The sequence below is a fragment of the Streptomyces sp. NPDC093149 genome (assembly GCF_044754145.1).
Lineage (GTDB): Bacteria > Actinomycetota > Actinomycetes > Streptomycetales > Streptomycetaceae > Streptomyces.
Map to the genome: position 1 here is coordinate 37,411 of NZ_JBIVON010000020.1, position 21,818 is coordinate 59,228.

The 21,818-nt window shown below is 71.7% G+C and carries 19 protein-coding genes and 1 tRNA gene; 11 read left to right on the top strand and 9 right to left on the bottom strand.

From position 1 onward, the window contains the following. Nucleotides 1–162: 162 nt before the first annotated feature. From ACIQCZ_RS36125 to ACIQCZ_RS36135, 3 genes are all read left to right on the top strand, one after another. Nucleotides 163–1,368 carry a DNA polymerase III subunit delta' gene (locus ACIQCZ_RS36125; protein ID WP_402289218.1) on the top strand — a complete coding sequence of 402 codons (1,206 nt, stop codon included), beginning with the start codon at nucleotides 163–165 and terminating at the stop codon, nucleotides 1,366–1,368. A 125-nt stretch (nucleotides 1,369–1,493) separates the two neighbouring features. Then, the gene (locus ACIQCZ_RS36130) at nucleotides 1,494–3,026 is read left to right on the top strand and encodes an alpha/beta hydrolase (protein WP_402289221.1); all 1,533 of its coding nucleotides are present in this window, start codon (nucleotides 1,494–1,496) and stop codon (nucleotides 3,024–3,026) included. A 151-nt stretch (nucleotides 3,027–3,177) separates the two neighbouring features. After that, nucleotides 3,178–3,251, top strand: a tRNA-Thr gene (locus ACIQCZ_RS36135). Nucleotides 3,252–3,615: 364 nt separating this feature from the next. Here ACIQCZ_RS36135 and ACIQCZ_RS36140 read toward each other — a convergent pair. Further along, nucleotides 3,616–4,029, bottom strand: coding sequence for a DUF4345 domain-containing protein (locus tag ACIQCZ_RS36140; protein ID WP_402289224.1), 414 nt, complete (start codon nucleotides 4,027–4,029; stop codon nucleotides 3,616–3,618). 81 nt (nucleotides 4,030–4,110) lie between these two features. On the opposite strand from ACIQCZ_RS36140, the gene ACIQCZ_RS36145 reads away from it, so the two are divergent. Next, nucleotides 4,111–4,719, top strand: coding sequence for a TetR/AcrR family transcriptional regulator (locus ACIQCZ_RS36145; RefSeq protein WP_402289227.1), 609 nt, complete (start codon nucleotides 4,111–4,113; stop codon nucleotides 4,717–4,719). A 144-nt stretch (nucleotides 4,720–4,863) separates the two neighbouring features. On the opposite strand, the gene ACIQCZ_RS36150 is transcribed toward ACIQCZ_RS36145, so the two are convergent. Next, nucleotides 4,864–5,544, bottom strand: a complete 681-nt coding sequence (locus tag ACIQCZ_RS36150; RefSeq protein ID WP_402289229.1) for a phosphotransferase — start codon at nucleotides 5,542–5,544, stop codon at nucleotides 4,864–4,866. Nucleotides 5,545–5,582: 38 nt separating this feature from the next. Beyond that, complete coding sequence (locus ACIQCZ_RS36155; protein ID WP_402289232.1) at nucleotides 5,583–6,674, bottom strand: DUF2804 domain-containing protein; 1,092 nt, start codon at nucleotides 6,672–6,674, stop codon at nucleotides 5,583–5,585. Between the two features lie 365 nt (nucleotides 6,675–7,039). On the opposite strand from ACIQCZ_RS36155, the gene ACIQCZ_RS36160 reads away from it, so the two are divergent. From ACIQCZ_RS36160 to ACIQCZ_RS36170, 3 genes are all read left to right on the top strand, one after another. Beyond that, nucleotides 7,040–8,419, top strand: a complete 1,380-nt coding sequence (locus ACIQCZ_RS36160; RefSeq protein WP_402289234.1) for an alpha-lytic protease prodomain-containing protein — start codon at nucleotides 7,040–7,042, stop codon at nucleotides 8,417–8,419. Nucleotides 8,420–8,640: 221 nt separating this feature from the next. Then, nucleotides 8,641–9,483, top strand: coding sequence for a carbohydrate-binding protein (locus ACIQCZ_RS36165; protein ID WP_402289237.1), 843 nt, complete (start codon nucleotides 8,641–8,643; stop codon nucleotides 9,481–9,483). Between the two features lie 346 nt (nucleotides 9,484–9,829). Continuing rightward, on the top strand, nucleotides 9,830–10,075 hold the full coding sequence (locus tag ACIQCZ_RS36170; RefSeq protein ID WP_402289240.1) for a hypothetical protein: 246 nt from the start codon (nucleotides 9,830–9,832) through the stop codon (nucleotides 10,073–10,075). Between the two features lie 12 nt (nucleotides 10,076–10,087). Here ACIQCZ_RS36170 and ACIQCZ_RS36175 read toward each other — a convergent pair whose 3' ends face one another. The 4 genes from ACIQCZ_RS36175 to ACIQCZ_RS36190 form a co-directional block, all read right to left on the bottom strand. Further along, the gene (locus ACIQCZ_RS36175; RefSeq protein ID WP_402289242.1) at nucleotides 10,088–11,782 is read right to left on the bottom strand and encodes a bifunctional 3'-5' exonuclease/DNA polymerase; all 1,695 of its coding nucleotides are present in this window, start codon (nucleotides 11,780–11,782) and stop codon (nucleotides 10,088–10,090) included. Nucleotides 11,783–12,049: 267 nt separating this feature from the next. Next, on the bottom strand, nucleotides 12,050–13,105 hold the full coding sequence (locus ACIQCZ_RS36180) for a type III polyketide synthase (RefSeq protein ID WP_376562009.1): 1,056 nt from the start codon (nucleotides 13,103–13,105) through the stop codon (nucleotides 12,050–12,052). A 445-nt stretch (nucleotides 13,106–13,550) separates the two neighbouring features. Then, nucleotides 13,551–14,756 (bottom strand): cytochrome P450, encoded by a 1,206-nt coding sequence (locus ACIQCZ_RS36185; RefSeq protein WP_402289246.1) that lies wholly within the window; start codon nucleotides 14,754–14,756, stop codon nucleotides 13,551–13,553. 268 nt (nucleotides 14,757–15,024) lie between these two features. Beyond that, nucleotides 15,025–16,026 (bottom strand): DUF1259 domain-containing protein, encoded by a 1,002-nt coding sequence (locus ACIQCZ_RS36190; protein ID WP_402289249.1) that lies wholly within the window; start codon nucleotides 16,024–16,026, stop codon nucleotides 15,025–15,027. A gap of 423 nt (nucleotides 16,027–16,449) precedes the next feature. On the opposite strand from ACIQCZ_RS36190, the gene ACIQCZ_RS36195 reads away from it, so the two are divergent. Both ACIQCZ_RS36195 and ACIQCZ_RS36200 read left to right on the top strand, forming a co-directional pair. Beyond that, nucleotides 16,450–17,655: a DUF2786 domain-containing protein gene (locus ACIQCZ_RS36195; protein ID WP_402289252.1), complete on the top strand. Its 1,206-nt coding sequence runs from the start codon at nucleotides 16,450–16,452 to the stop codon at nucleotides 17,653–17,655. 124 nt (nucleotides 17,656–17,779) lie between these two features. After that, the gene (locus ACIQCZ_RS36200; protein WP_402289255.1) at nucleotides 17,780–19,930 is read left to right on the top strand and encodes an FUSC family protein; all 2,151 of its coding nucleotides are present in this window, start codon (nucleotides 17,780–17,782) and stop codon (nucleotides 19,928–19,930) included. Nucleotides 19,931–19,949: 19 nt separating this feature from the next. On the opposite strand, the gene ACIQCZ_RS36205 is transcribed toward ACIQCZ_RS36200, so the two are convergent. Then, nucleotides 19,950–20,429 (bottom strand): hypothetical protein, encoded by a 480-nt coding sequence (locus tag ACIQCZ_RS36205; RefSeq protein ID WP_402289257.1) that lies wholly within the window; start codon nucleotides 20,427–20,429, stop codon nucleotides 19,950–19,952. A 253-nt stretch (nucleotides 20,430–20,682) separates the two neighbouring features. Here ACIQCZ_RS36205 and ACIQCZ_RS36210 point away from each other — a divergent pair, with 253 nt between their 5' ends. After that, on the top strand, nucleotides 20,683–20,925 hold the full coding sequence (locus tag ACIQCZ_RS36210; protein WP_351077535.1) for a DUF397 domain-containing protein: 243 nt from the start codon (nucleotides 20,683–20,685) through the stop codon (nucleotides 20,923–20,925). A 79-nt stretch (nucleotides 20,926–21,004) separates the two neighbouring features. On the opposite strand, the gene ACIQCZ_RS36215 is transcribed toward ACIQCZ_RS36210, so the two are convergent. Next, nucleotides 21,005–21,502 (bottom strand): ATP-binding protein, encoded by a 498-nt coding sequence (locus ACIQCZ_RS36215; protein WP_402289260.1) that lies wholly within the window; start codon nucleotides 21,500–21,502, stop codon nucleotides 21,005–21,007. Between the two features lie 94 nt (nucleotides 21,503–21,596). On the opposite strand from ACIQCZ_RS36215, the gene ACIQCZ_RS36220 reads away from it, so the two are divergent. After that, nucleotides 21,597–21,755 (top strand): hypothetical protein, encoded by a 159-nt coding sequence (locus tag ACIQCZ_RS36220; protein WP_402289263.1) that lies wholly within the window; start codon nucleotides 21,597–21,599, stop codon nucleotides 21,753–21,755. Nucleotides 21,756–21,818 lie beyond the last annotated feature (63 nt).

The window sequence follows — 21,818 nt, forward strand, 5'->3', positions numbered from 1 at the left end:
GCCTGGGCCGGGGACGCGGGATCGGGTCCGGGCAAGCGGGACCCGGTCGGGTACGCCGGATCCGGGCAGGGAACGCCGGATCGGCAAGCAGTGACATCACAGCCGCGCGGCCGCGTCGTACGACAGCCGTGCGGCCGCACACCACCGGAAGGGCGATGACCCATGACCGTATGGCACGACCTGGTCGGCCAGGACCGGGTGCAGGAGCAGCTCGGTGCCGCCGCTCGGGACGCCGATGCGCTGGTCACCGCCGACGCTGCGGGGGAGCCGGTGCCGCCGGGGTCGAAGATGACCCATGCCTGGTTGTTCACCGGGCCACCTGGTTCCGGCCGTGCCACGGCCGCCCGAGCCTTCGCCGCCGCACTCCAGTGCACCAGCCCCGACCGCGCTCTGGGGGGCGCACCGGGCTGCGGCTTCTGCGACGGCTGTCACACCAGCCTCATCGGTACGCACGCCGATGTCGAGGTGGTCCGTACGGACCTGCTCTCCATCGGAGTGAAGGAGACCCGCGAGCTGGTCCGCCGCGCCCAGCTCTCCCCGGCCGTCGGCCGCTGGCAGGTCATCGTCCTGGAGGACGCCGACCGGCTCACCGAAGGCGCGGGGAACGTCCTGCTGAAGGCGGTCGAGGAGCCCGCGCCGCGCACGGTGTGGCTGCTCTGCGCACCCTCTCTCGAGGACGTGCTGCCCACGATTCGTTCCCGCTGCCGTCATCTCACGCTGCGCACGCCCCCGGTCGACGCAGTCGCCGACGTGCTGATCCGGCGTGACGGCATCGATCCGGAGCGGGCCGCGTCCGCCGCCCGTGCCACCCAGGGCCACATCGGCAGGGCCCGCCGGCTCGCCACCGACGAGAGAGCCCGTTCCCGCCGGGCCGCCGTACTCAAGCTCCCGCTGCGGGTCGAGGACATCGGGGGCTGTCTCAAGGCCGCCCAGGAGCTGATCGACACCGCCACCGATGACGCCAAGCAGGTCTCGGAGGAGGTCGACGCCAAGGAGACGGAGGAGATGAAGGCCGCGCTCGGCGCGGTCGCCGGGGGGCGGATGCCGCGCGGCACGGCGGGGGTGATGAAGGAGCTGGAGGACAGGCAGAAGCGCCGCAAGACCCGTACCCAGCGTGACAGCCTCGATCTCGCGCTCACCGACCTGACCGGCTTCTACCGCGATGTGCTGGCCATCCAGCTGGGCTCGCGGATCGCCATCGCCAATGCGGACGCACAGGACGCCCTCGACCGCATCGCCCGCTCGTCCACGCCCGAGCGCACCCTGCGCCGGATAGAGGCGGTGATCGCCTGCCGTCGGGCGCTGGACCGCAATGTGGCGCCACTGCTCGCGGTGGAGGCGATGACGATGGCCTTGCGCGCGGGCTGACACCACTCGGACCGACGCTCATCACCACGGCGCGGCGCTGCTCGTCGTCATCACCGCTGGTCGCCGCTTTCACCCGTACGGGCGGAGAATCGGGCGAGCCGCCGAACGGCGACTACGCTCCGGGGATGGACACCAGGCGCCCGTTCCGCATCTTCGCCATCGCGCTCGGCACTGCCGGCCTCCTCATCTCCGGCTGCAGCAGCGAAAGTTCGACGAACGCCTCACCTTCCTCGTCCTCGCTGTCCGTCCCTGCCGCGCTCAAGGCGTACTACGCGCAACAACTGAGCTGGCGGGACTGCGGCGTCGGGGGATTCCAGTGCACGACGATGAGGGCGCCGCTGGACTACGCCAAGCCGGACGGCGGCGACGTCGAACTGGCCGTCTCCCGGGTGAAGGCCACCGGGCCCGGCGAGCGGATCGGCTCCCTCCTGGTGAATCCGGGTGGCCCCGGCGGCTCGGCCATCGGCTATCTGCAGGATTACGCGGGCATCGGCTACCCCGCCCAGGTCCGGGCCCGCTACGACATGGTCGCCATCGACCCACGCGGAGTGGCCCGCAGCGAGCCCGTCGAGTGCCTCACCGGTCCGCAGATGGACGCCTACACCCGGGTCGACCAGACCCCGGACGACGCCGCCGAGGTCGAGCGGCTGAGCGCCGCCTACCAACAGTTCGCGAGCGGCTGCGAGCGGCACTCCGGCAAGATCCTTCCGCATGTCTCCACGGTCGAGACGGCCCGCGACATGGACGTGCTGAGGTCCCTGCTCGGCGACGAGAAGCTGCACTACGTCGGGGCGTCGTACGGTACGTATCTCGGCGCCACGTACGCCGAGCTGTTCCCCGCCCGGGTCGGCCGCCTGGTCCTGGACGGCGCGATGGACCCGTCTCTCTCGTCTCTCGACGTCAACCGTGATCAGACCGCGGGCTTCGAGACCGCGTTCCAGTCCTTCGCCGCCGACTGTGTGAAGAAGGCGGGCTGCCCGCTCGGTACCACCTCCCCCGCCGACGCGGCTGTCCGCCTCGAGCGGCTCTTCGCCGGCCTCGACGCCAGGCCCGTCCCCACCGGTGACTCCCGCGAGCTCACCGAATCCCTCGCCACCACGGGGGTCATCGCCGCCATGTACGACGAGACGGCCTGGCCCCAGCTCCGCGAGGCCCTCGCCGGCGCCGAGAAGGGTGACGGCTCCGGCCTGCTCTCCCTGGCGGACGGCTACTACGAACGCGAACCGAACGGCACGTACGCGAATCTGATGTCCGCCAACACGGCCGTGAACTGCCTGGACCTGCCGCCCGCCTTCGCCGACGCCGATGCCGCCGCGCAGGCACTTCCGAGCTTCGAGAAGGCGTCCCCGGTCTTCGGCAGGACCTTCACCTGGGCAGCACTGAACTGTGCCCACTGGCCGGTCCGGCCCACCGGCACCCCCCACCGCATCGAGGCGAAGGGCGCGGCCCCGATCGTCGTGGTCGGCACCACCCGCGACCCGGCCACGCCGTACAAGTGGGCCCAGTCCCTGGCCGGTCAGCTCTCCTCCGGCACGCTCCTCACCTACCGCGGTGACGGCCACACGGCGTACGGCCGAGGCAGCGACTGCATCGACACGGCGATCAACACCTACCTCCTGGACGGCACCCCGCCGGCCGACGGCAAGCAGTGCTCTTGAGCCCGCCCGACGTGCCGCCGACCGACCGCCGGCCCTCACTGCCCCATTGCTGACCTGCGACAACGGCCCGCAGCCGGGCTGGTACGGAGCACCCCCGGAAACTGTGTAGACTTGGCGACGCTGCTGATCGCACCATGGTGCGACAGGGCGTGCCGCCTTAGCTCAGTTGGCCAGAGCAACGCACTCGTAATGCGTAGGTCTCGGGTTCGAATCCCGAAGGCGGCTCAGAAGAACCCCAGGTCACATATCCCGTGACCTGGGGTTCTGTCGTGTTCGGGGTATGACGGAACGGATCGGGGAACCCGTGAACCGCGAACGCGCCATGATGCGCGCCTCGGTGAGGGAATCGGGCCGGTCCGGCCGGTCCGGCCGGTCCGGCCGGCGGGGCTGGTGGAGTGGCCGGTGGCGAGTGGGTGCTGTCGGATGGGGTGGGTCGGGCGGAGGTCGGCAGTCGCGGCGTTCCGGCAGCGGTGCATCGTGGCCCGGAGGGTGGAACGGGGGCGTCGCCCGGTCCTGTGTCCGGGACGCTGCGTGCGGCAGAGTATTCGGTCCTGTGTCCGGGACGCTGCGTGCGGCAGAGTCTTCGGTTCTATGCCCGGGACACCGCGTGCGGCGGCGTCTTCGACGCCGCCCGTTCATCCGCGTCCGCCAGCCAGAAGTACACAGGCGGCAGGGTGAGTTCGATCGCGGCCAGGACCAGCTGGAACGAGTCCGGCCGCCCTGCCACGGCGAGCGACGGCAGACGGCTGAGTCCACCCAGCAGGAAGACGCCCGACAGCCACCGCACCGCGCGTGCCGGGATCGGTGTCCGGCGGGCGGCCCACAGCCAGGCCAGGCCGTACCCGGCGAAGATCGCCCCGAAGAAGCGGCCCAGGCTGTCCACCGTCGCACCGGCCGCGTGGGCGCCCGGAATCGCGGCGTTCCCCAGCAGCATGTGGAGGAGCCCGATCGCCACGCAGGCGACCCCCATCGTCAGTGCGAGCACCTTGAGAGTCCTGGCCATGATCCACCGCCTCGGCATTAGTTGACATCCGTCTACTACGCTATGCGCAACTAGTAGACGCGTGTCAAGTAGTCTTCGGCTGTGCCTCCCCGTCAACGACTCAGCCCTGCCGACCGCCGAGCCCGGTTCCTCGCCGTGGGCGCACGCCTCTTCGCCGCCCGCCCGTACGAAGAGGTGCTGATGGAGGATGTCGCCGAAGAGGCGGGCGTCTCCCGTGCGCTGCTGTACCGTCACTTCCCCGGCAAGCGCGACCTGTTCGCCGCGGTCTATCAGCAGGCGGCCGACCAGCTGCTCGTCAGCACCCGGTTCGACCCGACGCAGACCCTTGTCGAGCAGCTCACCGAGGGCCTGGACACGCATCTCGACTACTTCATCGAGAACAGGAACGCCGTCCTCGCCGCGAACCGGGTCCTCGCCGGCGACCCTGTCATCCAGACGATCATGACCAACGAGCTCGACGGCCTGCGCGCCGGCCTGCTCAATGTGCTCCCCCTGGCCGACGAGAATGCCCGCGAGGCCGTCTCCGGAGTCCTGAAGAGCTGGCTGGTGTTCGTCCAGGTGCTCTGCGTCGACTGGCTCACCCGGGAAACCTGCAGCCGCACCGAACTGCGCGATGTCTGCATCGGCGCCGTGCTGGGCGCGATCCGTCCCCTGCTCGCGGTCGACCCCGCATCCGACTGGCCGCGCTGAGAGGCGGCGGCCTCGGTGTCGGTGTCGTCCGCCCCGAACTCGCGGAACTCCGGGCCGGATCCGTGCCGATGCCTCGGGAGGATCCGCCCGACCGGTACGAGCGGTCGAAGGCGGTTCGGACGGGCCGGGGCGCGGTGTGTCGGTTCACCGCGTCAGCTCGGTGATCAGTGACGTGGCCCGGTCGATGAGCGCTACCTCGTGCGCGCTCATCGTCGGGTTGGCGGCGCGCAGGGTGGCGGCTTCGGCGAGGTGGTGGGCGGGTATGCCGCCGGCGGCGGAAAGATGCGGGATCAGGGCTTCCAGCAGTGCGCGGGCACCCGCCGACGCGGGGGACCGGGGATCGACCGCGACCTGGGCGAGGATCAGGGACGACATGGCCCGGTCGGCGGCCGGTGCGCCCTCCTTGGTGTTGCTCCAGTCGATCACCACCGGGCCCCGGGGCGTCAGCATCACGTTGTCCGGGTGCAGGTCGAGATGGAGGATCCGGTCCCCGGGGTGCGGGGAGAGCCGGGCCGGGACGGTGTGCAGTTCGGCGAGGAGAGCGGCCAGCATGGCGCCGGCCTCGGCCGCGGAGAGGTCCCCGGACAGCAGGGACCGCAGCATCGTCGGGCCGGCCAGCCGCTGCAGCATCAGGTCGCAGGGAGCCGTTTCGGCGTCGCGGGGGCCGAGCCGGGGCACCGGGTAGCCGTGGGCGCTGAGGTAGGACATGACCGTCCACTCATGGGTGGCGTCCGTTCCGTCGCGGTAACGGCGCAGGACCCACTTCTCGTCGAGCGCATACACGTCCGCGGACCGTCCGGTACCCAGAAGCTCACCTATTCGCATGGGGCGAACCTATGGGCACCGGCGGCGGTGAGGGGAGGTCACCAGCGCATATGGACGTCCTCGGCCCAGCCGAGGAGCTGATCCACGGCGATCTCGCGGCCCTCGTCGTCCCGGACGAGGCCGGTGTAGTGGCCGAAGCATTGGTCGGTGCGGTTGGCGATCGGGCCGGCGTCGGTGCGGGTGGAGCGGTTGTGGAAAGGGGTGAACGTCAGGTCCACCGCAGGCCGTTCGCTCGCGGATGTGATGGTCCACGGGGCCATGAAGTCGGTGGACGACCAGCGCCACTCCAACTCCTCGCCGATCTTGGTGAGTCGGCCGTCCACGCAGAGCGCGTTCTCGGTCGCGCCGGTGCCCCGGGTCCAGCGGCCGCCGAACTGCAGACCCACCGTGTGGCCGCCCGTGCGCCCCGAGGCGGCTCCCCAGTTCCAGTCGACCGAACGCGGCCAGCGCCCCCGTCCGTGGTCGAGAACGGCCCAGGCGTCCTCGCCGAACTCCAGGACCCTGTCGCCGATCCGGACCGTACCGGAGGCGGGGCGGGCTGTGTGCTTCGACGTGTACTGGAAGCGGCGTCCGCTCCACGGCACGACGACGGACAACGTCTCGTGGCCGACGGGCAGAGCGGCGAAGAGATCGATCTCCACGGTCTCCACGGCCTCTTCGCCTCCCCGCCTGCCCCTGGCGCCCTGCGGTGGGCGCGGCGTCAGGCACCGGGCCCGCAGCCGGGTGCCCCCGTCCTCCCCATGGATCTCGATCCTGACCTTGCCGCCGGTGGGGCGCTGCGGACCGACCACCACGGAGGGTGAGCCGACCGTGCCCGCGATCACCTCCGGGAGATGGACGCCGCGGCCGCCGGGAACGATCGAGGTGCGCTCGAACTCGCGCCCTTCCGGCCCGAATTCCAGTACGTACACCGTGTTCAGGGCCAGGAAGTCGAGGTTGCTCACCGTCAGGGCGACGAGATGGGTCGGGGTGGTCACGCACCAGTACTCCCAGCGCTTGGTCCGCCCCCAACCCCGAAGATTCGCACGGTGCAGCGGCTGTCTGGACCAGCCGCGGGCCGCGGGGTTCAGCCGGCCGTCCGGCAGGCACAGGTCGACGGGCTCGGTGATCTCGTGTTCATGCGTGGCCATGCGCGGAGCCTAAGGGCCTGTCGGGTGACCTCGGATCGGAGGGCGGACGCGGTCCGGTGCGTGCGGTTTTGAGGCGGGGGAGGGAGTCGGATGGGGTCTCCTCTGCTCGAACACGGCTGAGAGCTCGGGGAAGGAGCGTCGGCGACCGACGACGACGCGGGAGGCGCACGTGCCAGGGCGTGGCCGCCCGGTCGGAGGTCATCCGACAGGCTCTGAGGGCTGCCCCGTCACCCCGGCGGAACAGCCGTCGGTGTCGCCGGTCAAGGGGCCCCATAACGCGAAGTGAGGGGGAGAACGGGATCTCCTGAGGATGACGTGTACGCGGCTACGTTGGCGGCAATTCCCCCGAAGTCAAGGAGAGTTCCGTGGAGAGAACCATCCTCCGCAGACGTGCCCTGGCCGCGTGTACCGCCACCGTGGCCGTCGGTGTACTCGCGCTGGCCGGCCTGACCGGCAGCGCGTCCGCCGATCCCGCTTCCCACCTCCCCACCCCCACCGTCGCGGGCGCCGAACAGCTCTCGCCCGGTCTGCTGAAGGCCATGCGGCGCGATCTCGGGCTGACCGCCTCCGAGGCGCGCGACAGGATCGGCAACGAGTCCCGGGCCGCGGCCGTCGCCGCCGGGCTGCGGCACTCCCTCGGCGCGGACTTCGCCGGGGCCCGGGTGAGCGGTGACGACGCCGCACTGACCGTCGCCACCACCGACGCCGCGGACACCGCCCGGATCCGCCGGGCCGGTGCCCGGCCCGTCGTCGTCGAGCACAGTCTGGCCGAACTCGACGCCACGAAGGCCGCGTTGGACCGGGTCGCGCTGCGCCGGGCCCCGGAGGGCATACCCGCCTGGTACGTCGACGTGGCCACCAACCGCGTGGTCGTGGAGGCCGCCCGCGCCTCGGCCGCCGATGCCTTCCTCGCCGCGGCGGATGTGCCGCACGGGGTGGTGACGGTGAGCCGGTCGGCCGAGCGGCCCCGTACCTTCACGGATCTGCGGGGTGGTGACGCCTACTACATGAACGGCTCCGGGCGCTGTTCCATCGGCTTTCCCGTGAAGCGTGGCAGCGGCCGGTCCGGTTTTGTCAGCGCCGGTCACTGCGGCACACCCGGGGTCAGCACCAGCGGCTACAACCAGCAGGCCCAGGGCTCCTTCCAGGGCTCCACCTTCCCCGGCCGCGACTACTCCTGGGTCGCCACCAACACCAACTGGACGCCGCGCGCCCTGGTCAACGGGTACGGCAACGGCGATGTGACGGTCACCGGATCCACTGAGGCGCTGGAGGGTTCGTCGGTCTGCCGCTCGGGCTCGACGACCGGCTGGCACTGCGGAACGGTGCAGCAGCGCAACACCAGCGTCACCTACCAGGAGGGCACCGTCTCCGGAGTCACCCGCACCAATGTGTGCGCCGAACCCGGCGACTCCGGCGGCTCGTTCATCTCCGGCAGCCAGGCACAGGGCGTCACGTCCGGTGGCTCCGGCAACTGCTCCCAGGGCGGCACGACGTACTTCCAGCCGGTGAACCCGGCGCTCCAGGCGTACGGACTCACCCTGGTCACCAGTGGCACCCCGACCGATCCGCCCACCGATCCGACGGACCCGCCGACCCCGGGCGGCAGCTGGGCGGCGGGGACCACGTACGCGGCGGGCGACGTCGTGACCTACGGCTCCGGCAGTTACCGCTGCCTGCAGGCGCACCTGGCGCAGCCCGGCTGGACGCCGCCGAACGTGCCGGCGCTCTGGCAGCAGCTGTAGGACCTGTCGTCCGGATCGCGACGCGCTCGCACGCCCCGGCAAAGCGGTGGCACCGATCCGGCCCGATCCGAACGGAAGGCCCGGCCCCGGCGGCCCCGGGCGAGGCCGCCGCCGAATACCGCGCCCGCCCGGTTCACGCTCCGGCCTCCCGGCCGGGCGGCGCGCACCCCGCTCCGCTCCGTGTCATGCACGTGCCCTTCCCCCACACCGAGGAATCAGCCATGACCCCAGAAGTGACCGAAGGCTCCGGCGACGACCGCCGGATCAGCCGCAAGACCCTCCTCAAGGCCGCCCTCGTCGTCGGTACCGTCCCGCTGCTCGCCGGGGGTGGCGTCGCACTGGCCCGCGATGCCGGTACCGGGGGCCGGCCCCTGGCCCCCACCCCGAACTGCGACGACGGTGACGGACCGACCCACGAGCAGATCGAGGGTCCCTACTTCAAACCCAACTCCCCGCTCCGTACGAGCCTGGTGACCGGCAGCACGCCCGGTGTCCGGCTGACCGTCAGTGGATACGTCTTCGGGCGGGCCTGCAAGCCCATCCCCGGAGTGCTCCTCGACTTCTGGCAGGCCGACACCAACGGCGCGTACGACATGAGCGGATACGCCTTCCGCGGCCACCAGTTCACCGATCGGTCGGGGGCTTTCACGCTGACCACGATCGTGCCGGGGCTGTACCCGGGCCGGACGCGGCACATCCATGTGAAGGCCCAGGCTCCCGGTTCGGGGATCCTGACCACCCAGCTGTACTTCCCCGACGAGCCGCGCAACAACACGGACACCATCTTCGACCCGGCACTCCTGATGAACGTCCGGGCCGTCGGCTCCGCCAAGGAAGGGACCTTCGACTTCGTCCTCGACGTCGCCCAGGGCCCGACCGATCCGACCGATCCGCCCACCGATCCGCCGACCGACCCGCCCGGCTCCACCTGGGCGGCCGGAACGCTCTACAACGCGGGAGACCGCGTCACGTACGGCGGGGTCGCGTACCGCTGTCTGCAGGCGCACTCGGCCATGACCGGCTGGGAACCGCCGAACGTCCCCGCGCTGTGGGAACGCGGGTAGACACGCAGCACGGCGAAGGCGCACCACCGCTGCGCGGGTGTGACCCGGGGCTTCCCTCGCGGGGCGCACGCCGCGCCCGGTCCGGGCCGGAACTCCTCATCCGGCCCGGACCCTTCCGCTTCCGTGGGAGGACACGGGCGCGGACCCGGACCAGGAGGACCTGGGCGCGGACCCGGACCAGCGGGACATGGGCGCGGACCCGGAACAGCGGGACACGGGTGCAGATGCGGGCGTGGCTGCGCCGTCCGGCCGACGAGCGCCCGTCCGGGCGCGGAGTAGCCTGGATGTGTACGGCTCCCGATGAGCCGCTTTCGTCGGCCTGCGCATCGAAGGGGGCCGGTATCGCATGAACACCCTGGTCACCGTGGTGGTCGTCCTCGCGATGATCGCGATCGCGGCGTTCGTCATCCATCGGCTCAATGCCCGGCATCGGCATCAGCATCTGCGTCCCGCGCACTACGACCACGGGCTGGCCGGTTTCGGCGAACAGACCGCTCCGGGCGCCCGGCCCGCGCCGGGACCCGATGTGCGGCCGGGTACGGGTGAACAGCGGGGGCACGGGGAGTCCGGCACACCCGATTCCGGCGCGTGAGCGGGGGGCGGGCTACTTCGCGTCCGAATAGCGCTCCACCACCGCCGTGGTGAACGGAAAGCGCACCGGCGTGTCGCCGAAGACGGTGCGCCCGGCGGTGTCACCGGCCGACCGGATCGCCTCCACGACCGCCTCGGCCTCCTCCTGCGGACAGTGCACGATCACCTCGTCGTGCTGGAAGAAGACCAGCTCGGCCCGGAGCCCGGCGGAGCGGAGCGAGTGGCGCAGGGCGGCGAGGAGCAGCAGCGCCCAGTCCGCCGCGCTGCCCTGCACCACGAAGTTACGGGTGAAGCGGCCCCGTGCGCGGGCATGGGACGATGCGTGTCCCGGCGTGAACCCGCCTTCGCCGGAGGGCTGTTCGACGCTCTCCTGAGGAATGCCGGCCTCGTCGTCGTCACCGCTCCCGGCCGCGGGGGGACTCGTCCGGCCCAGATACGTCCGTACGAGGCGCCCCTCCTCGCCCGCTTTCGCGGCGTCGTCGACATAGGCCACGGCCAGCGGGAATCTTCGGCGCAGGGCGGCCAGATTCTTCAGGCCGTCGCCCGAGGTCTGGCCGTAGATCGCGCCCAGCAGGGCGAGCTTGGCGTGGTCCCGGTCGCCGTGGAAGGCCCGGTCCGACAGCGCCGTGTAGAGATCGCCGTCATGGCCCGCCACCTCCATCAGACCGCGGTCGCGGGAGATCGCGGCCAGGACCCTGGGTTCCATCTGGTCGGCGTCCGCCACGACCAGGCGCCAGCCCTCGTCGGCGACGACCGCCTGCCGTATCACCTTGGGGATCTGCAGCGCCCCTCCGCCGTTGGTCGTCCAGCGCCCGCTGACCGAGCCGCCCGGCTGGTACTCGGGGCGGAAACGCCCGTCGCGCACCCAGTCCTGGAGCCAGCTCCAGCCGTGCGCCGTCCAGATCCGGTACAGCTTCTTGTACCGGATGAGGGGCTCCACCGCGGGATGGTCCAGCTCTTCCAGCTCCCAGCGCCGGGTGGACTTCACCTTGATGCCGGCCTGTGCGAAGGCCTTCACCACGTCGGCGGGGAGGTCGGGGCGGACCCGTCTGCCGAAGGCGTCCGACACCTCGTCCGCCAGCTCGGCCAGCCTGCGGGGCTCGCCGCCGCCCGCGTAGCGCTCGCCGAGCAGTTCCTGGAGCACGTCCCGGTGGACATCGGCGCGCCAGGGGAGGCCGGAACGGTTCATCTCGGCGGCGACCAGCATGCCGGCCGATTCGGCGGCCGTCAGCAGGCGCATCCGGCCCGGGTGCGTCGTGGCGTCATGGCGGCGGAGCTGGTCGGCATAGACCTGGAGCAGGTCGTCGAACGGCAGGCCGGTGCCGGACCGCGGCTCGAAGAGGGAGGACTGCGAACCGGGCTCGGCGGAGCGCGGCGGCGGATCGGGGGGCACGGGGGCGCCGTGCAGACGGGCGTGGGCGGCGGCTGCGGAGCGGGGTTCGCCGAGACGGCCCTCATGGGCGAGGAGCAGGGATTCGGCGACCTCGATGTCGTAACAGCGGGCCACGGGGACGCCCGCCGCGAGCAGGCGTGGGTAGATCTCGGCAGTGGACCGCCAGACCCAGCGTGTGACCTCCGGGCGGGAGCGGACGGCCTCCACGAGGTCCGCCTCGGCCAGGACCGGCGCGGTGGGCAGGCCGGTGGAGTCCAGCGGGGCGAGCAGGGCGCCGCCGGTCTCCGTGGCGGCCAGAGCCCATCGTTCGGTCATGCGGTCGAGTCTGGCACCCGGCACTGACAGGGGGCGGTGGCCCGGGGCGGGCCGGGGTGGCGCGGGCGGCGGGAGGCCGGGAACGGGGCGGGGGTGCGCGCGGGGCGGGACATCGTGCGGCGCGGTGCGGACCGTTGTGCGCGGTTCCGCCCCGGCCGGTCCTGCCCCGCCGCTCCCCGGAACCGGGGTCCGTCCCCGGAGCCCGTCCCGGGATCCCCGGGTCCTCTCATGCCGGGCGGGCCGTGGCAAACCTTTCCGGCCACAGCACTAGTCGGAGCCCGTCGTCCAGGTTCCCAGGGAGATCTCGGCGGTGATGCCGGGGCCGAAGCCGGCCATCAGTCCGCGGTGGCCGTCGAGGGCCGAAGCCTCGTCGAACATCCGGCCGAGGGCGTCGAGCACCACCGCGCTGGCTATGTTGCCGTACTCGGTGAGTGTGGCCCGGCTGAAGCGGAACGCTTCGGGCGGTACGTCGAGGAAGCGGCTCAGGTCATCCAGGATGCGTGGGCCGCCCGCGTGGATGATGTAGAAGTCCAGCTTGCCGGCGTTCCACTGGTGTTCCTCCGCCACGGCGTTCAGGGCCGGAGCGAGGGGCTCCATGGTTCCGGGAACGCGCTTGTCGAGCTGGAAGTGGAACCCGGTGGAACGGACCGCGTAGGAGATCCAGTCCTCGGTGTCCGGAATGATGAACGAGCCGTTGCGTTCCAGACGGACCCCGGTGCCTCCGTGGCCTCGCAGGACGACGGCGGCTATGCCGTCGCCGAACAGGCCGTTGGACAGCAGGGATCCGACACCCAGGTCGGTGGGCTGGTAGCACAGGGAGCAGAACTCGCAGGCGACGACCAGCACATTGGCGTCCGGGTAGGCCCTGCAGAAGTCGTGGGCCCGGTTGACGGCCGCACCGCCCGCGGCGCAGCCGAGTTGGGCGATCGGCAGCTGGCGCGTCTGGGGCCGGAAGCCCATCTCTCCGATGAGCCACGATGTCGGCGGCGGCATCATGAAGCCGGTGCAGGAGACGTACACGATCAAGTCGATCTGCTGCGGCTCCAGTTCGGCCTGGTCGAGCGCCCGGCGCACCACTTCCGGCACGCGGGCCTTGGTGTGCTCCTCGTACGTGATGCTGCGGGCGTCGAAGCCCGGGTGCTGCAGCACCTTCTCGATGGGCTGGATCAGGTGCCGTTTCTGCACCCCGGTGTGTTCGATGAGCCGAAGCACCAGGTCGATCTGCGGATGGTCGCCGTGCAACCGTCGTGCCAGCTCAAGGGTTTCCTCGTTGGTGATGACGTACTCGGGAACCGCGATGGCCGGCTTGCAGAGAACCGCCATGGAACTCCTCCTAGCGGACTTGGTCCACGCCGCCGGGCCCGGGACGGTCGCGGGGGTGTCCGCCCGCGACGCGGGAACGGCCACCACGGCCCCGTACACGCGGCGCGGGACAGGGCTTCGGTGGATTCCTGCGCCGGGTTCGGTACCCCTGGAACGGGCGCGGACGGGCCGACCGTCGAAGACTGAGTTCTAGCCGTTCGTGGACGGACGTTTGATCGGTCATTGATCAGACGTTGATCCGCCACGGCTGGGTGGCCGTCGGAATCACGTTACGGCAGGCCGATCGGGGCCGCATGTCGAGCCGGTGCGGGCAGGGCACCGAAGCGCGGCAGGGCGCCCGGCGGCCCGGGACCGTACCGGGTGGCCGGGCGCCCTGCCGCGACGCGTCATCGAGGACAGTCGCCGTCCCTGCGCGGAGGTCCGGTGCGCTGCCGTGCCGCTCCTGTCACCAGGTGACGGGCAGTTCGAGGGGGTAGCGCCAGATGGAGGTCCTGTTCCAGCGCACCTCCTCGGCCGGCGTCGCCAGCTTCAGAGCGGGGAAGCGCTTCAGCAGCGTTCCGATGGCGGCCTGGAGCTCCGTGGCGGCGAGCGGGGCGCCGAGACAGTGGTGGCCGCCCCAGCCGAACGTCATGTGGGACGGATTCTCGCGCTTCAGATCCAGCTCGTCGGGCCGGTCGAACTTCCGGGGGTCGCGGTTGGCCGTCAGATAGGAGACGTGCACGATGTCCCCCTCCCGGATCAGCACCCCGCTCAGCTCCACGTCCTCCAGGGCGACCCGGGGGATGCCGACGCCCTTGCGGAACGGGATGAAGCGCAGCAGCTCCTCCATGGCCTGCGGGAGCATGTCGGGGCGCTCGCGCAGCATGGCGAGCTCGTCCGGCCTGGTGAGCAGCGTGTAGGCGATGTTGCCGATCTCGTACGTGGTGGTGTCCTGGCCGGTGATGAGCAGGACCATGGCCATGACGGTCAGCTCCTGGTCGTTGAGGATCTCGTCCCCGTCGCGCGCCGTGGCCAGCGCGCTGATCAGGTCGTCGCCCGGGTTCGCGCGCCGCTCGGCCGTCAACTTCTGGAAGTAGGCGCGGAGATCGGCCTTGGCGCGTACCGCGGCGTCCTTGTTCTCGACGGTGGTGTCCATCATGGTCCGGGCGTGGGCGCGCAGTTGTGCGCGGTCGCTCTCGGGAATGTCGAGGACCTCGCAGATGGTGGTCAGGGGCAGCGGGGCCGCCAGGTGCTCGAAGAGGTCGGCGGGGGAACCGTGCTCCTCCATGCGGTCCAGCAGTTCGTCCACGACATGCTGGGTACGCACCTTCATGCGCTCCATGTGACGGGGCGCGAACCCCTTGGAGATCAGGCTGCGCAGCCGGCTGCTGCCCGGCGGGTCCATCACGTTGATGGCCTCGTCCTGGACGATCGGCTCAGGGGTCATGCGCGGAAAGTTCCGGCCGATGATGGCGCTCCGGCTGAAGCGCCGGTCGGTGGTCACGGTGCGCACGTCGTCGTAGCCGGTGACGAGCCACGCCTCGCCGTCACCGTGCGGCAGCCGGATGCGGGAGACGGGTTCTTCGGTCATCAAGTGCCTGAGCACCGGGTCGAATTCGAGGGCCTCGGCGTAGTCGAACGGGCAGTACCGTGCGCCGGCGACTGGTTCCATACGGAGCTCCAGAGGGGGATCTGACGGGTGGTTCGGGAAATGGGCGGGCTGGACGGGACATGGGTGCCCGGTCGCCCGCACGGGCACGCGCCGCTCCGGGCCGATTGGTCCATATGACGAGCGGATTCGGCGGCCGGGGTCGCTGGACCGGCGGAATCGGTCCGCGGCACCGGCCGGCCGGTGGCGGGCAGGGGCCGACGGGCACGGCAGCGGCGGGTGGGGGCCGGTGGCCGGGGAGGGCCGGCGCGTCCGGTGTGCGGGGCCGTTCTCAGCCGGACGGTACGACGTCGGTGGCGTCCACCGCGGGGCGTAGCGCCCGTGCCAGCTCGACGCCGTCACCCACGGCCCAGAAGTGGGTGAAGAACAGGCGGGGGGCCTCCGCCAGGTGGTGGTTGTGCAGCTCGACGAGTTCGATCCCGCCGCGGCGCAGGGCCTTCAGGACGTGCGGAACCTCGTCGGCGAGCATGGCGCAGTCGCCGCTGAGCGCGGCACGCCCGCCACCCAGCGGCTGGAAGTTGAACGCACTGCTCGACCCCAGACCGGGCGGCAGGATCAGATGGCCGTGCGCGATGGTCTCGCGGCGGACGAAGAGGATCTTGTAGAGCCCGTCCTCGACGGAACCCTTGTTGCCGAGCGCCGCCTCCATCCCCGCGACGTCCAGGTCGACCGTGGTCACGGGGCCGGGCGGCACGGCGGGCGGGGTGCCGGTGCGGTCGAATCCGGCGCGCAGACCGCGGGCCAGGGCCACCGCGTCGTGGCCATGGGCGTGGACATGGGTCCACCAGAGGTCGGGGATCTGGGCGAGCAGGTGCTTGTGGAGCGCGGTCTGCTCGATTCCGTGCGCCTGCCAGGCGTCGGTCACCCGCTGCAGTTCCTTCTCGGTGACCACCACGTCGCCCATCAGCATCGTGGAGCCGTCCGCGTAACGGACGAAGGCCACGTGCGTGCCCAGTGCGAGCCCCGGTGTGACGAGGACGCCCTTGGAGACCACGTGGAGGTCCCGCCGGGGGAAGCCCGTGTGGTACGTCGTTCCGCGCAGCATGTTGCCGCTGCGGCCCAGGGCCCGTGCCACGCCCGCCCAGTCCGCCAGGTCGGTGCGCACCGGCTCGACCCGCCCGGTGTGCCCCGTCCCGGACATGTCCGCGGGCAGTGCGCGAGCGGTGGCGGGCCCGGCCGCGGTCAGTACCGGTGCGAGCGCGGCGGCGGCCAGTACGCGCCGCCGCGACGGGATCGCCCGTGCGTGCGTGTCCTGCTGTCGGTCTCCGGTCATCACTTGATCGCCTCCATGACGAGATGAAAGCATGCGAATTCTGGACAAAAGGATGAAAGCGGATACATCGCCAGCGGGTCGGGCTGGATGGACCAATCACGCCGCCCGGTTCGACCCGGCGCGACCGGACCGGGCCTTTCGCCCACCCGGCCCGGTCCCTCACCCGTACCTCGAATCCGGTGGCCCGGCTCGCGGGAGTCGAGGGGCGCTCCGCCGGGTCGGGTGCACCGCGGTGGTCGTTCGGAAGTTCGATATCCACAGGGTGTGGACGGACGGGTCCGTGCCCGGCCTCCGCTGTGGACGGCCCGCGCCGCCGTGGTCGCGGCCGACGCCCGACGGGCTCCACGATCACGGCAGCCCACGCCCGTCCGCGGCGACGGGGCCAGGCCTACCGCGCCGTACCGCCCTGCCTACCCTGACCTCATGGAACCGGTGATCGACCAGGCATTCGCGGCGGCCCTCTATTCGGACGGCGATGCCGGTCTCGACAGCGGCGCCTCCCTCCTGGCCGCCCACCCCGCGACCGACGCCGAACTGCACCGGCGCGGTGAGGAGCTCGTCCGCCGGGCCTGGGAGCGCGGCTGGCTCCCCGCCGACGTCGTACGCATCGTCCGCCGCGAACTCGACGAGACCGCCGTCGGACTCGTCGCCGGGCTGATCGGCTCGGAGACCGGACGGTACGAGCGGCTGCCGCCCCGCTGGCGGTCCCAGCTCGACGGGCTGCCCGCCGCGCCGGCCCGGAACCGGCCCGACAGGTTCTCCTACGCCTCCGCCCTTCTGGGCCTGTACCGGGTGCTGCTCCGGCTCCCCGCCATCGAACCGGTCGGTCCGCCGCCCGGTGCCCTTCCGCACGGACTCCGTCTGCCGCCCGCGCACGACGAACCCCGGATGCTGACCCGGATCCGTGCCCTGCTCGCCAAGGCGGAGGCGACCGGTTTCCCCGAGGAGGCGGAGGCCCTCACCACCAAGGCGCAGGAACTGATGGCCCGGCACTCCATCGACGAGGCCCTGCTCGCCGCCCGTACCCACAGCAAGGAGGCGCCCGGGGCGTGCCGGATCGGGGTCGATGCCCCGTACGAGACGGCGAAGGCGATCCTGCTCGACGCGGTCGCCTCCGCGAACCGCTGCCGCGCGGTGTGGAACGGCGATCTCGGTTTCTCCACGGTGGTCGGCTTCGATCCGGATCTGGACGCCGTGGAACTGCTGTACACCTCTCTGCTGGTCCAGGGCACGGTGGCGATGACGAAGGCCGAGGCGGGCCGGCGGGCCGGCGGACGCAAGCGGACCAAGACGTTTCGGCAGTCCTTCCTGATGGCGTACGCCCAGCGCCTGGGCAGCCGGCTCGCCGCCGACGCCGCCCGTGTCACCGCGGATGCCGAGGCCGAGGCGGCCGGGACCGGGGCCCGATCCGGAGCTGCGGGGTCCGCGACCCCCCACCTGCTCCCGGTCCTCGCCGCCCGTGACATGGCGGTCACGGACACCGCCGAGCGGATGTTCCCCGAGACCACGACCACGCGCGTGCGGGGCGCCACGGACCTGGACGGATGGACCGACGGCACGGCCGCCGCGGACCGGGCGAGGACGGGCGGGAGCGGGCCGGGGATCGAAGGCGGGCGCGGGAGCCGGTAGGCGTCTCGGGCGCCGCCTTCGCCCCGGGGCCGTTCCGGCAGTGCCGTCAGAAGGCCCTTTGGCGGATCTTTCGTTGATTATGTAGCAATTCGGGCTTATCGGATGTTCCGGCTAGGCTCTGGGCATGAGCTGGCTCCGGGCGCTGAAGGAGACGGCCCGCTCGGGGCTGACGATCGAGCGGCGGCGTCTCGAACCGCTCATCGCGATCCGCGGTGCGGTCGGTCTCGCCCTCGTCATCGGGGTCGGCCTCGCGTTCTTCGGGCCGGTCGTCGCCGCGAGCTCCGCGTTCGGTGCGTTCCAGGCGGCCATCGCCACCTTCCAGCGCAGCTGGCGTCCCCGGCCCGTCCTCGCCCTGGTCTCCGGGGCGAGCCTCGCCGTATCGACGTTCCTCGGCTATCTCGCGGGCTCCCACACACTGCTGTTCCTGGCCCTGCTGGTGCTCTGGACGTTCCTGGCGGGCCTGGCCTGGGCGGCGGGGCCGACGGGCGGCATCATCGCGTCGTCGAACGTGGCGATCATGCTGGTGACGGTCACCCTGCCCAGCTCCGTCGCGAACTCGGCGGTGCACGCCGCGGTGATCCTGTTCGGCGGTGTGGTGCAGGCCGCGCTGATCGTCCTGTTCCCGGTGCGGAGATGGGGTGCCCAGCGCGACGCCCTGGCCGACGCCCTGGCCGCCGAGGCCGACTACGCGCGGCGGCTGCGCCACGACCCGCTCTGTACCTTCGACCCGGTACCGCTGATGAAGGCCCGCAGCGCGGCAGCCGTCACGCCCTGGCAGGCCCGCCGCCGACCGCCCGAACTGCGTGGTCCCCGGGGTGCCGCCGAGCGGATCAGGCCGGTGCTCGCCTCGCTCGCGGACCCGGCGATGGGCGTGCCGGCCGAGGGGCCGGAGCGGGACCGGGTCCGCGAACTCCTCGCCGCCGCCGGATCCGTGCTCGACTCGGCGGCACGCGCGATCCGCCACGGCGACCCGGTGAAGCTCTCCCCGGCCGCCGTCGCGGCACTGAAGACGCCCGACACCGGCTCCCTCCTCGCCGGCCCGCCCCGCCGCGCCGCCGACCGGCTCGGCGCGCTGCTCTCCGACGTCATCGAGACGGCCGAGGGGGCGGGGACGAAGGAGGAGGACGCGGAGGAGGCAGCCGAGGCCATCAGGGCCGCCGAGGAGGAGGAGGCGCCCGGCGCCCCGCACCGCCGCCGCCCCACCCTGCTGCGGCTGGTCCCGGTCGTCGTGCGGGCGATGCGGGCCGAACTGCGCCCCGGTTCACCGATCCTGCGGCACGCCGTCCGGGTCGCCGTCGTCGTCGCCGTGGGCTACCTCATCGGCGTCCTGCTGCCGTTCGGTCACGGCTACTGGGCGCCGATGGCGGCCGTCATGGCGATGCGGCCGGAGTTCACCCAGACGTACGGGCGTGCCGTGGCCCGCTTCGGCGGGACGATCGTCGGGGTCTCGCTCGCCACCGCGATCGTCCGGACCGCCCACCCCGGTGTGACGCTGTCCGCGGCGTTCGCCGTGCTCTGCGCCCTGCTGATGTATCTGCTGATGCGCACCGGATACGTCGTCGGCCAGGCGTGCGTCTCCGCGTATGTCGTGTTCCTGCTCGGCATGGCGGGCGAGGACTGGTCGCAGACCGTTCACGAACGGGTCGTCCTCACCCTCGTCGGCGGCCTGCTGGCGATGATCTCGTACGCCGTCTACCCCGCCTGGGAGACCCCGAGGCTCCGGGGCAGGCTCGGCGACTGGCTGAAGGCGGACGGGTGGTACGCCGCCGCGGTCGTCGACCAGTACGCCGAGCCGGCCGAGCGCGGTCACGACGACGTCCGTTCCGCGCTCCTCGACACCCGCGAGGCACGTGTGGCCTGGCAGGAGGCGCTGGCCACCGCCCAGCACGAACCGGTGCGCAACCGCGGCCTGTCCCGTGCCGCCGCCGACGACGCCCAGCACGCCCTCGCCCAGCTCGGCCGGGTCGCGATGCTGCTGGAGGCCCACCTCCCGTGCGGCGGCGCCACCCCCGTACCGGCCGCCGCACGTCTGGCCGAGGCGCTGCGCCGGGCCACCGAACGAGGGGCGAAGGAGGTGCGGGAGCGGCGCGTACCGGACTGGGCGGAGGTGCGCGAGGCGCTGGACGCGTGGGACGCGCGGCAGCGGACGGGCGAAGGCGGGACGGATCCGTTCGTACGGAACGGGGCCGGCCTCCTCCTCGAAGCCCTGGAGGAGTTCTCCCGGGGGCTGGACGGGACGTCGAAGCCGGCCCGGCCCGGGGACCGGGCCGACTGACGCGCGGCGCGGTCGGCCGTCAGGGGGCCGGCAGGGCCGGCAGGCCCGAAGGGATCGCTCCCGGTTCGGTCCTGGCCAGGGTGTCCTCCGTCCCGCCGTCCCAGGACACCTTGATGGTGCTGCCGTCGTTGGACACGACCGATCCCGTGGTGCGGGCGGTGTCGCCGTCGGCGCACTTCAGGGCAAGCGTCACCTTGCCCGCCTCCTTCACGGTGCCCGTGCAGGCCTGCTGCTCGGTGACGAGCACGGCCTTCCCGGACGCGACGGACAGGATCACCGCCTTGCCGTCGGTCTTTCCGGCCCAACCGCCTTCCAGCGAAGCCGCGTCGGCCCCGGCGTCGGAGCCCCCGCCGCCGGCGACCCGGCCGGTCCTCCCGGCGTCGGAGCCGCTGCCCGGGTCGCCCTTCCCGTTGCCGTTGCCGCTGCCGCAGCCGGTCAGCGCGACGGCGATGACGATTCCGGCGATGATTACGCCGCCGGAGCGCATGACGGTATGCACGTGGAATTCCCCCTCGTCGACGAAGGACCGCGCCAAGCTACCAGCGGGGCTCTCGGGTATGGGGCGATCGGCTCGGGGTAGACGGAGCCGAACAGGCCTCCCGTGCGTCTATGCATATGCCGTAAAGCTGTAATCGCGGGAACACCCCGCGTGCACGTGCATCCGCGCATGCATCTGCTCATGCAGCAATATTTGAACAGAGCTATGATCCGAGACAGTTGACACTTGCACCTTGCAACTCGGGGAGCGTCCTGTGCACGACGTGTACAACGGCATGGCGGCCACAGAGCTTCGCGGAGTCGTCTGGCAGAAGAGCAGACACAGCAACTCCCAGGGATCCTGCGTGGAGTTCGCGAAACTGCCCGGCGGAGATGTGGCGATGCGTAATTCACGCCACCCCGACGGGCCCGCCCTGGTCTATACGCCCGCAGAGATAGAGGCGCTGCTTCTCGGGGTGAAGGACGGGGAGTTCGACCACCTCATAGCGGGCGGCTGACCGAGTCCCCGCGCCGGTGCCCGGCCCGTAACGGCCCGACGCGATCCGCCGACGGCGGCCACGCGCCGGGCACGCGCCGTCAGTTGTCGGACAGCCGGAACAGCGCCCAGACCACCTTGCCGCGCGGTGCCGCCGCGCTGTTCAGGTTCTCCGCCCCCAGGGCGGGGGAGGGGTGCCAGCCCCAGGAGTCGCTGAAGGACTCCACCAGGAAGAGGCCACGGCCCGATTCCGCCGAGTCGGCCGCCTCGGCGGCGACGGGGCTCTCCTGGCTGGGGTCGCGCACGGCGCACACCAGGCGTGAGCTCCAACGCATCAAGTGCAGCCGTACGGGCGGTTCCTGGAAGTCCGGTGCGCTGTCCCCGGGCAGGGCGTGCCGCAGGGCGTTGGTGACGAGTTCGGAGACGACCAGCGCGACGTCGTCGAAGCGATCGTCCAGTCCCCAGCTGCTCAGCGTCTTCCTGGTGAACCGCCGTGCCCCGCCCACGGCTTCGTACCGCGCGGGCAGTGTGCAGGTGGCCGAGCCGGAGACGGCTGAGGGATCGATGGGGGGAAGCCCCTGCCTTAACGGCTCGAGCATCGTCGATCCATTCGTCCCCATGCGAGGCACTCCCGGGATTCGCGGCTGTATCGGTACTACGGGGTACAGCGGCACAACACGAACGAGCACGCAGGTGCGCGAGAGCCATGGTTCCGAATGCGCAGGGCAGATGCAAGGGCAGATGCACGTGCACGCGCCGGACCTGTCCGAGCCCGTGCCGGTTCTTGGTCATTTCTTCCTGCGTGTATTTTCGTGGCTTTGCGGCGACCTTGCCATTTCCGTAATCGAATGAGTACGGGCTGAAGCGTTTTGGTGGCAGAATCCGGCACTTGGGGTTCAGGGGGAGCCCCGGTGT

Coding starts and splice junctions, on each gene's coding strand:
- ACIQCZ_RS36125 (WP_402289218.1), top strand. CDS start 163: ATGACCGTATGGCACGACCTGGTCGGCCAGGACCGGGTGCAGGAGCAG.
- ACIQCZ_RS36130 (WP_402289221.1), top strand. CDS start 1,494: ATGGACACCAGGCGCCCGTTCCGCATCTTCGCCATCGCGCTCGGCACT.
- ACIQCZ_RS36140 (WP_402289224.1), bottom strand. CDS start 4,029: ATGGCCAGGACTCTCAAGGTGCTCGCACTGACGATGGGGGTCGCCTGC.
- ACIQCZ_RS36150 (WP_402289229.1), bottom strand. CDS start 5,544: ATGCGAATAGGTGAGCTTCTGGGTACCGGACGGTCCGCGGACGTGTAT.
- ACIQCZ_RS36155 (WP_402289232.1), bottom strand. CDS start 6,674: ATGGCCACGCATGAACACGAGATCACCGAGCCCGTCGACCTGTGCCTG.
- ACIQCZ_RS36165 (WP_402289237.1), top strand. CDS start 8,641: ATGACCCCAGAAGTGACCGAAGGCTCCGGCGACGACCGCCGGATCAGC.
- ACIQCZ_RS36170 (WP_402289240.1), top strand. CDS start 9,830: ATGAACACCCTGGTCACCGTGGTGGTCGTCCTCGCGATGATCGCGATC.
- ACIQCZ_RS36175 (WP_402289242.1), bottom strand. CDS start 11,782: ATGACCGAACGATGGGCTCTGGCCGCCACGGAGACCGGCGGCGCCCTG.
- ACIQCZ_RS36180 (WP_376562009.1), bottom strand. CDS start 13,105: ATGGCGGTTCTCTGCAAGCCGGCCATCGCGGTTCCCGAGTACGTCATC.
- ACIQCZ_RS36185 (WP_402289246.1), bottom strand. CDS start 14,756: ATGGAACCAGTCGCCGGCGCACGGTACTGCCCGTTCGACTACGCCGAG.
- ACIQCZ_RS36190 (WP_402289249.1), bottom strand. CDS start 16,026: ATGACCGGAGACCGACAGCAGGACACGCACGCACGGGCGATCCCGTCG.
- ACIQCZ_RS36195 (WP_402289252.1), top strand. CDS start 16,450: ATGGAACCGGTGATCGACCAGGCATTCGCGGCGGCCCTCTATTCGGAC.
- ACIQCZ_RS36200 (WP_402289255.1), top strand. CDS start 17,780: ATGAGCTGGCTCCGGGCGCTGAAGGAGACGGCCCGCTCGGGGCTGACG.
- ACIQCZ_RS36215 (WP_402289260.1), bottom strand. CDS start 21,502: ATGCTCGAGCCGTTAAGGCAGGGGCTTCCCCCCATCGATCCCTCAGCC.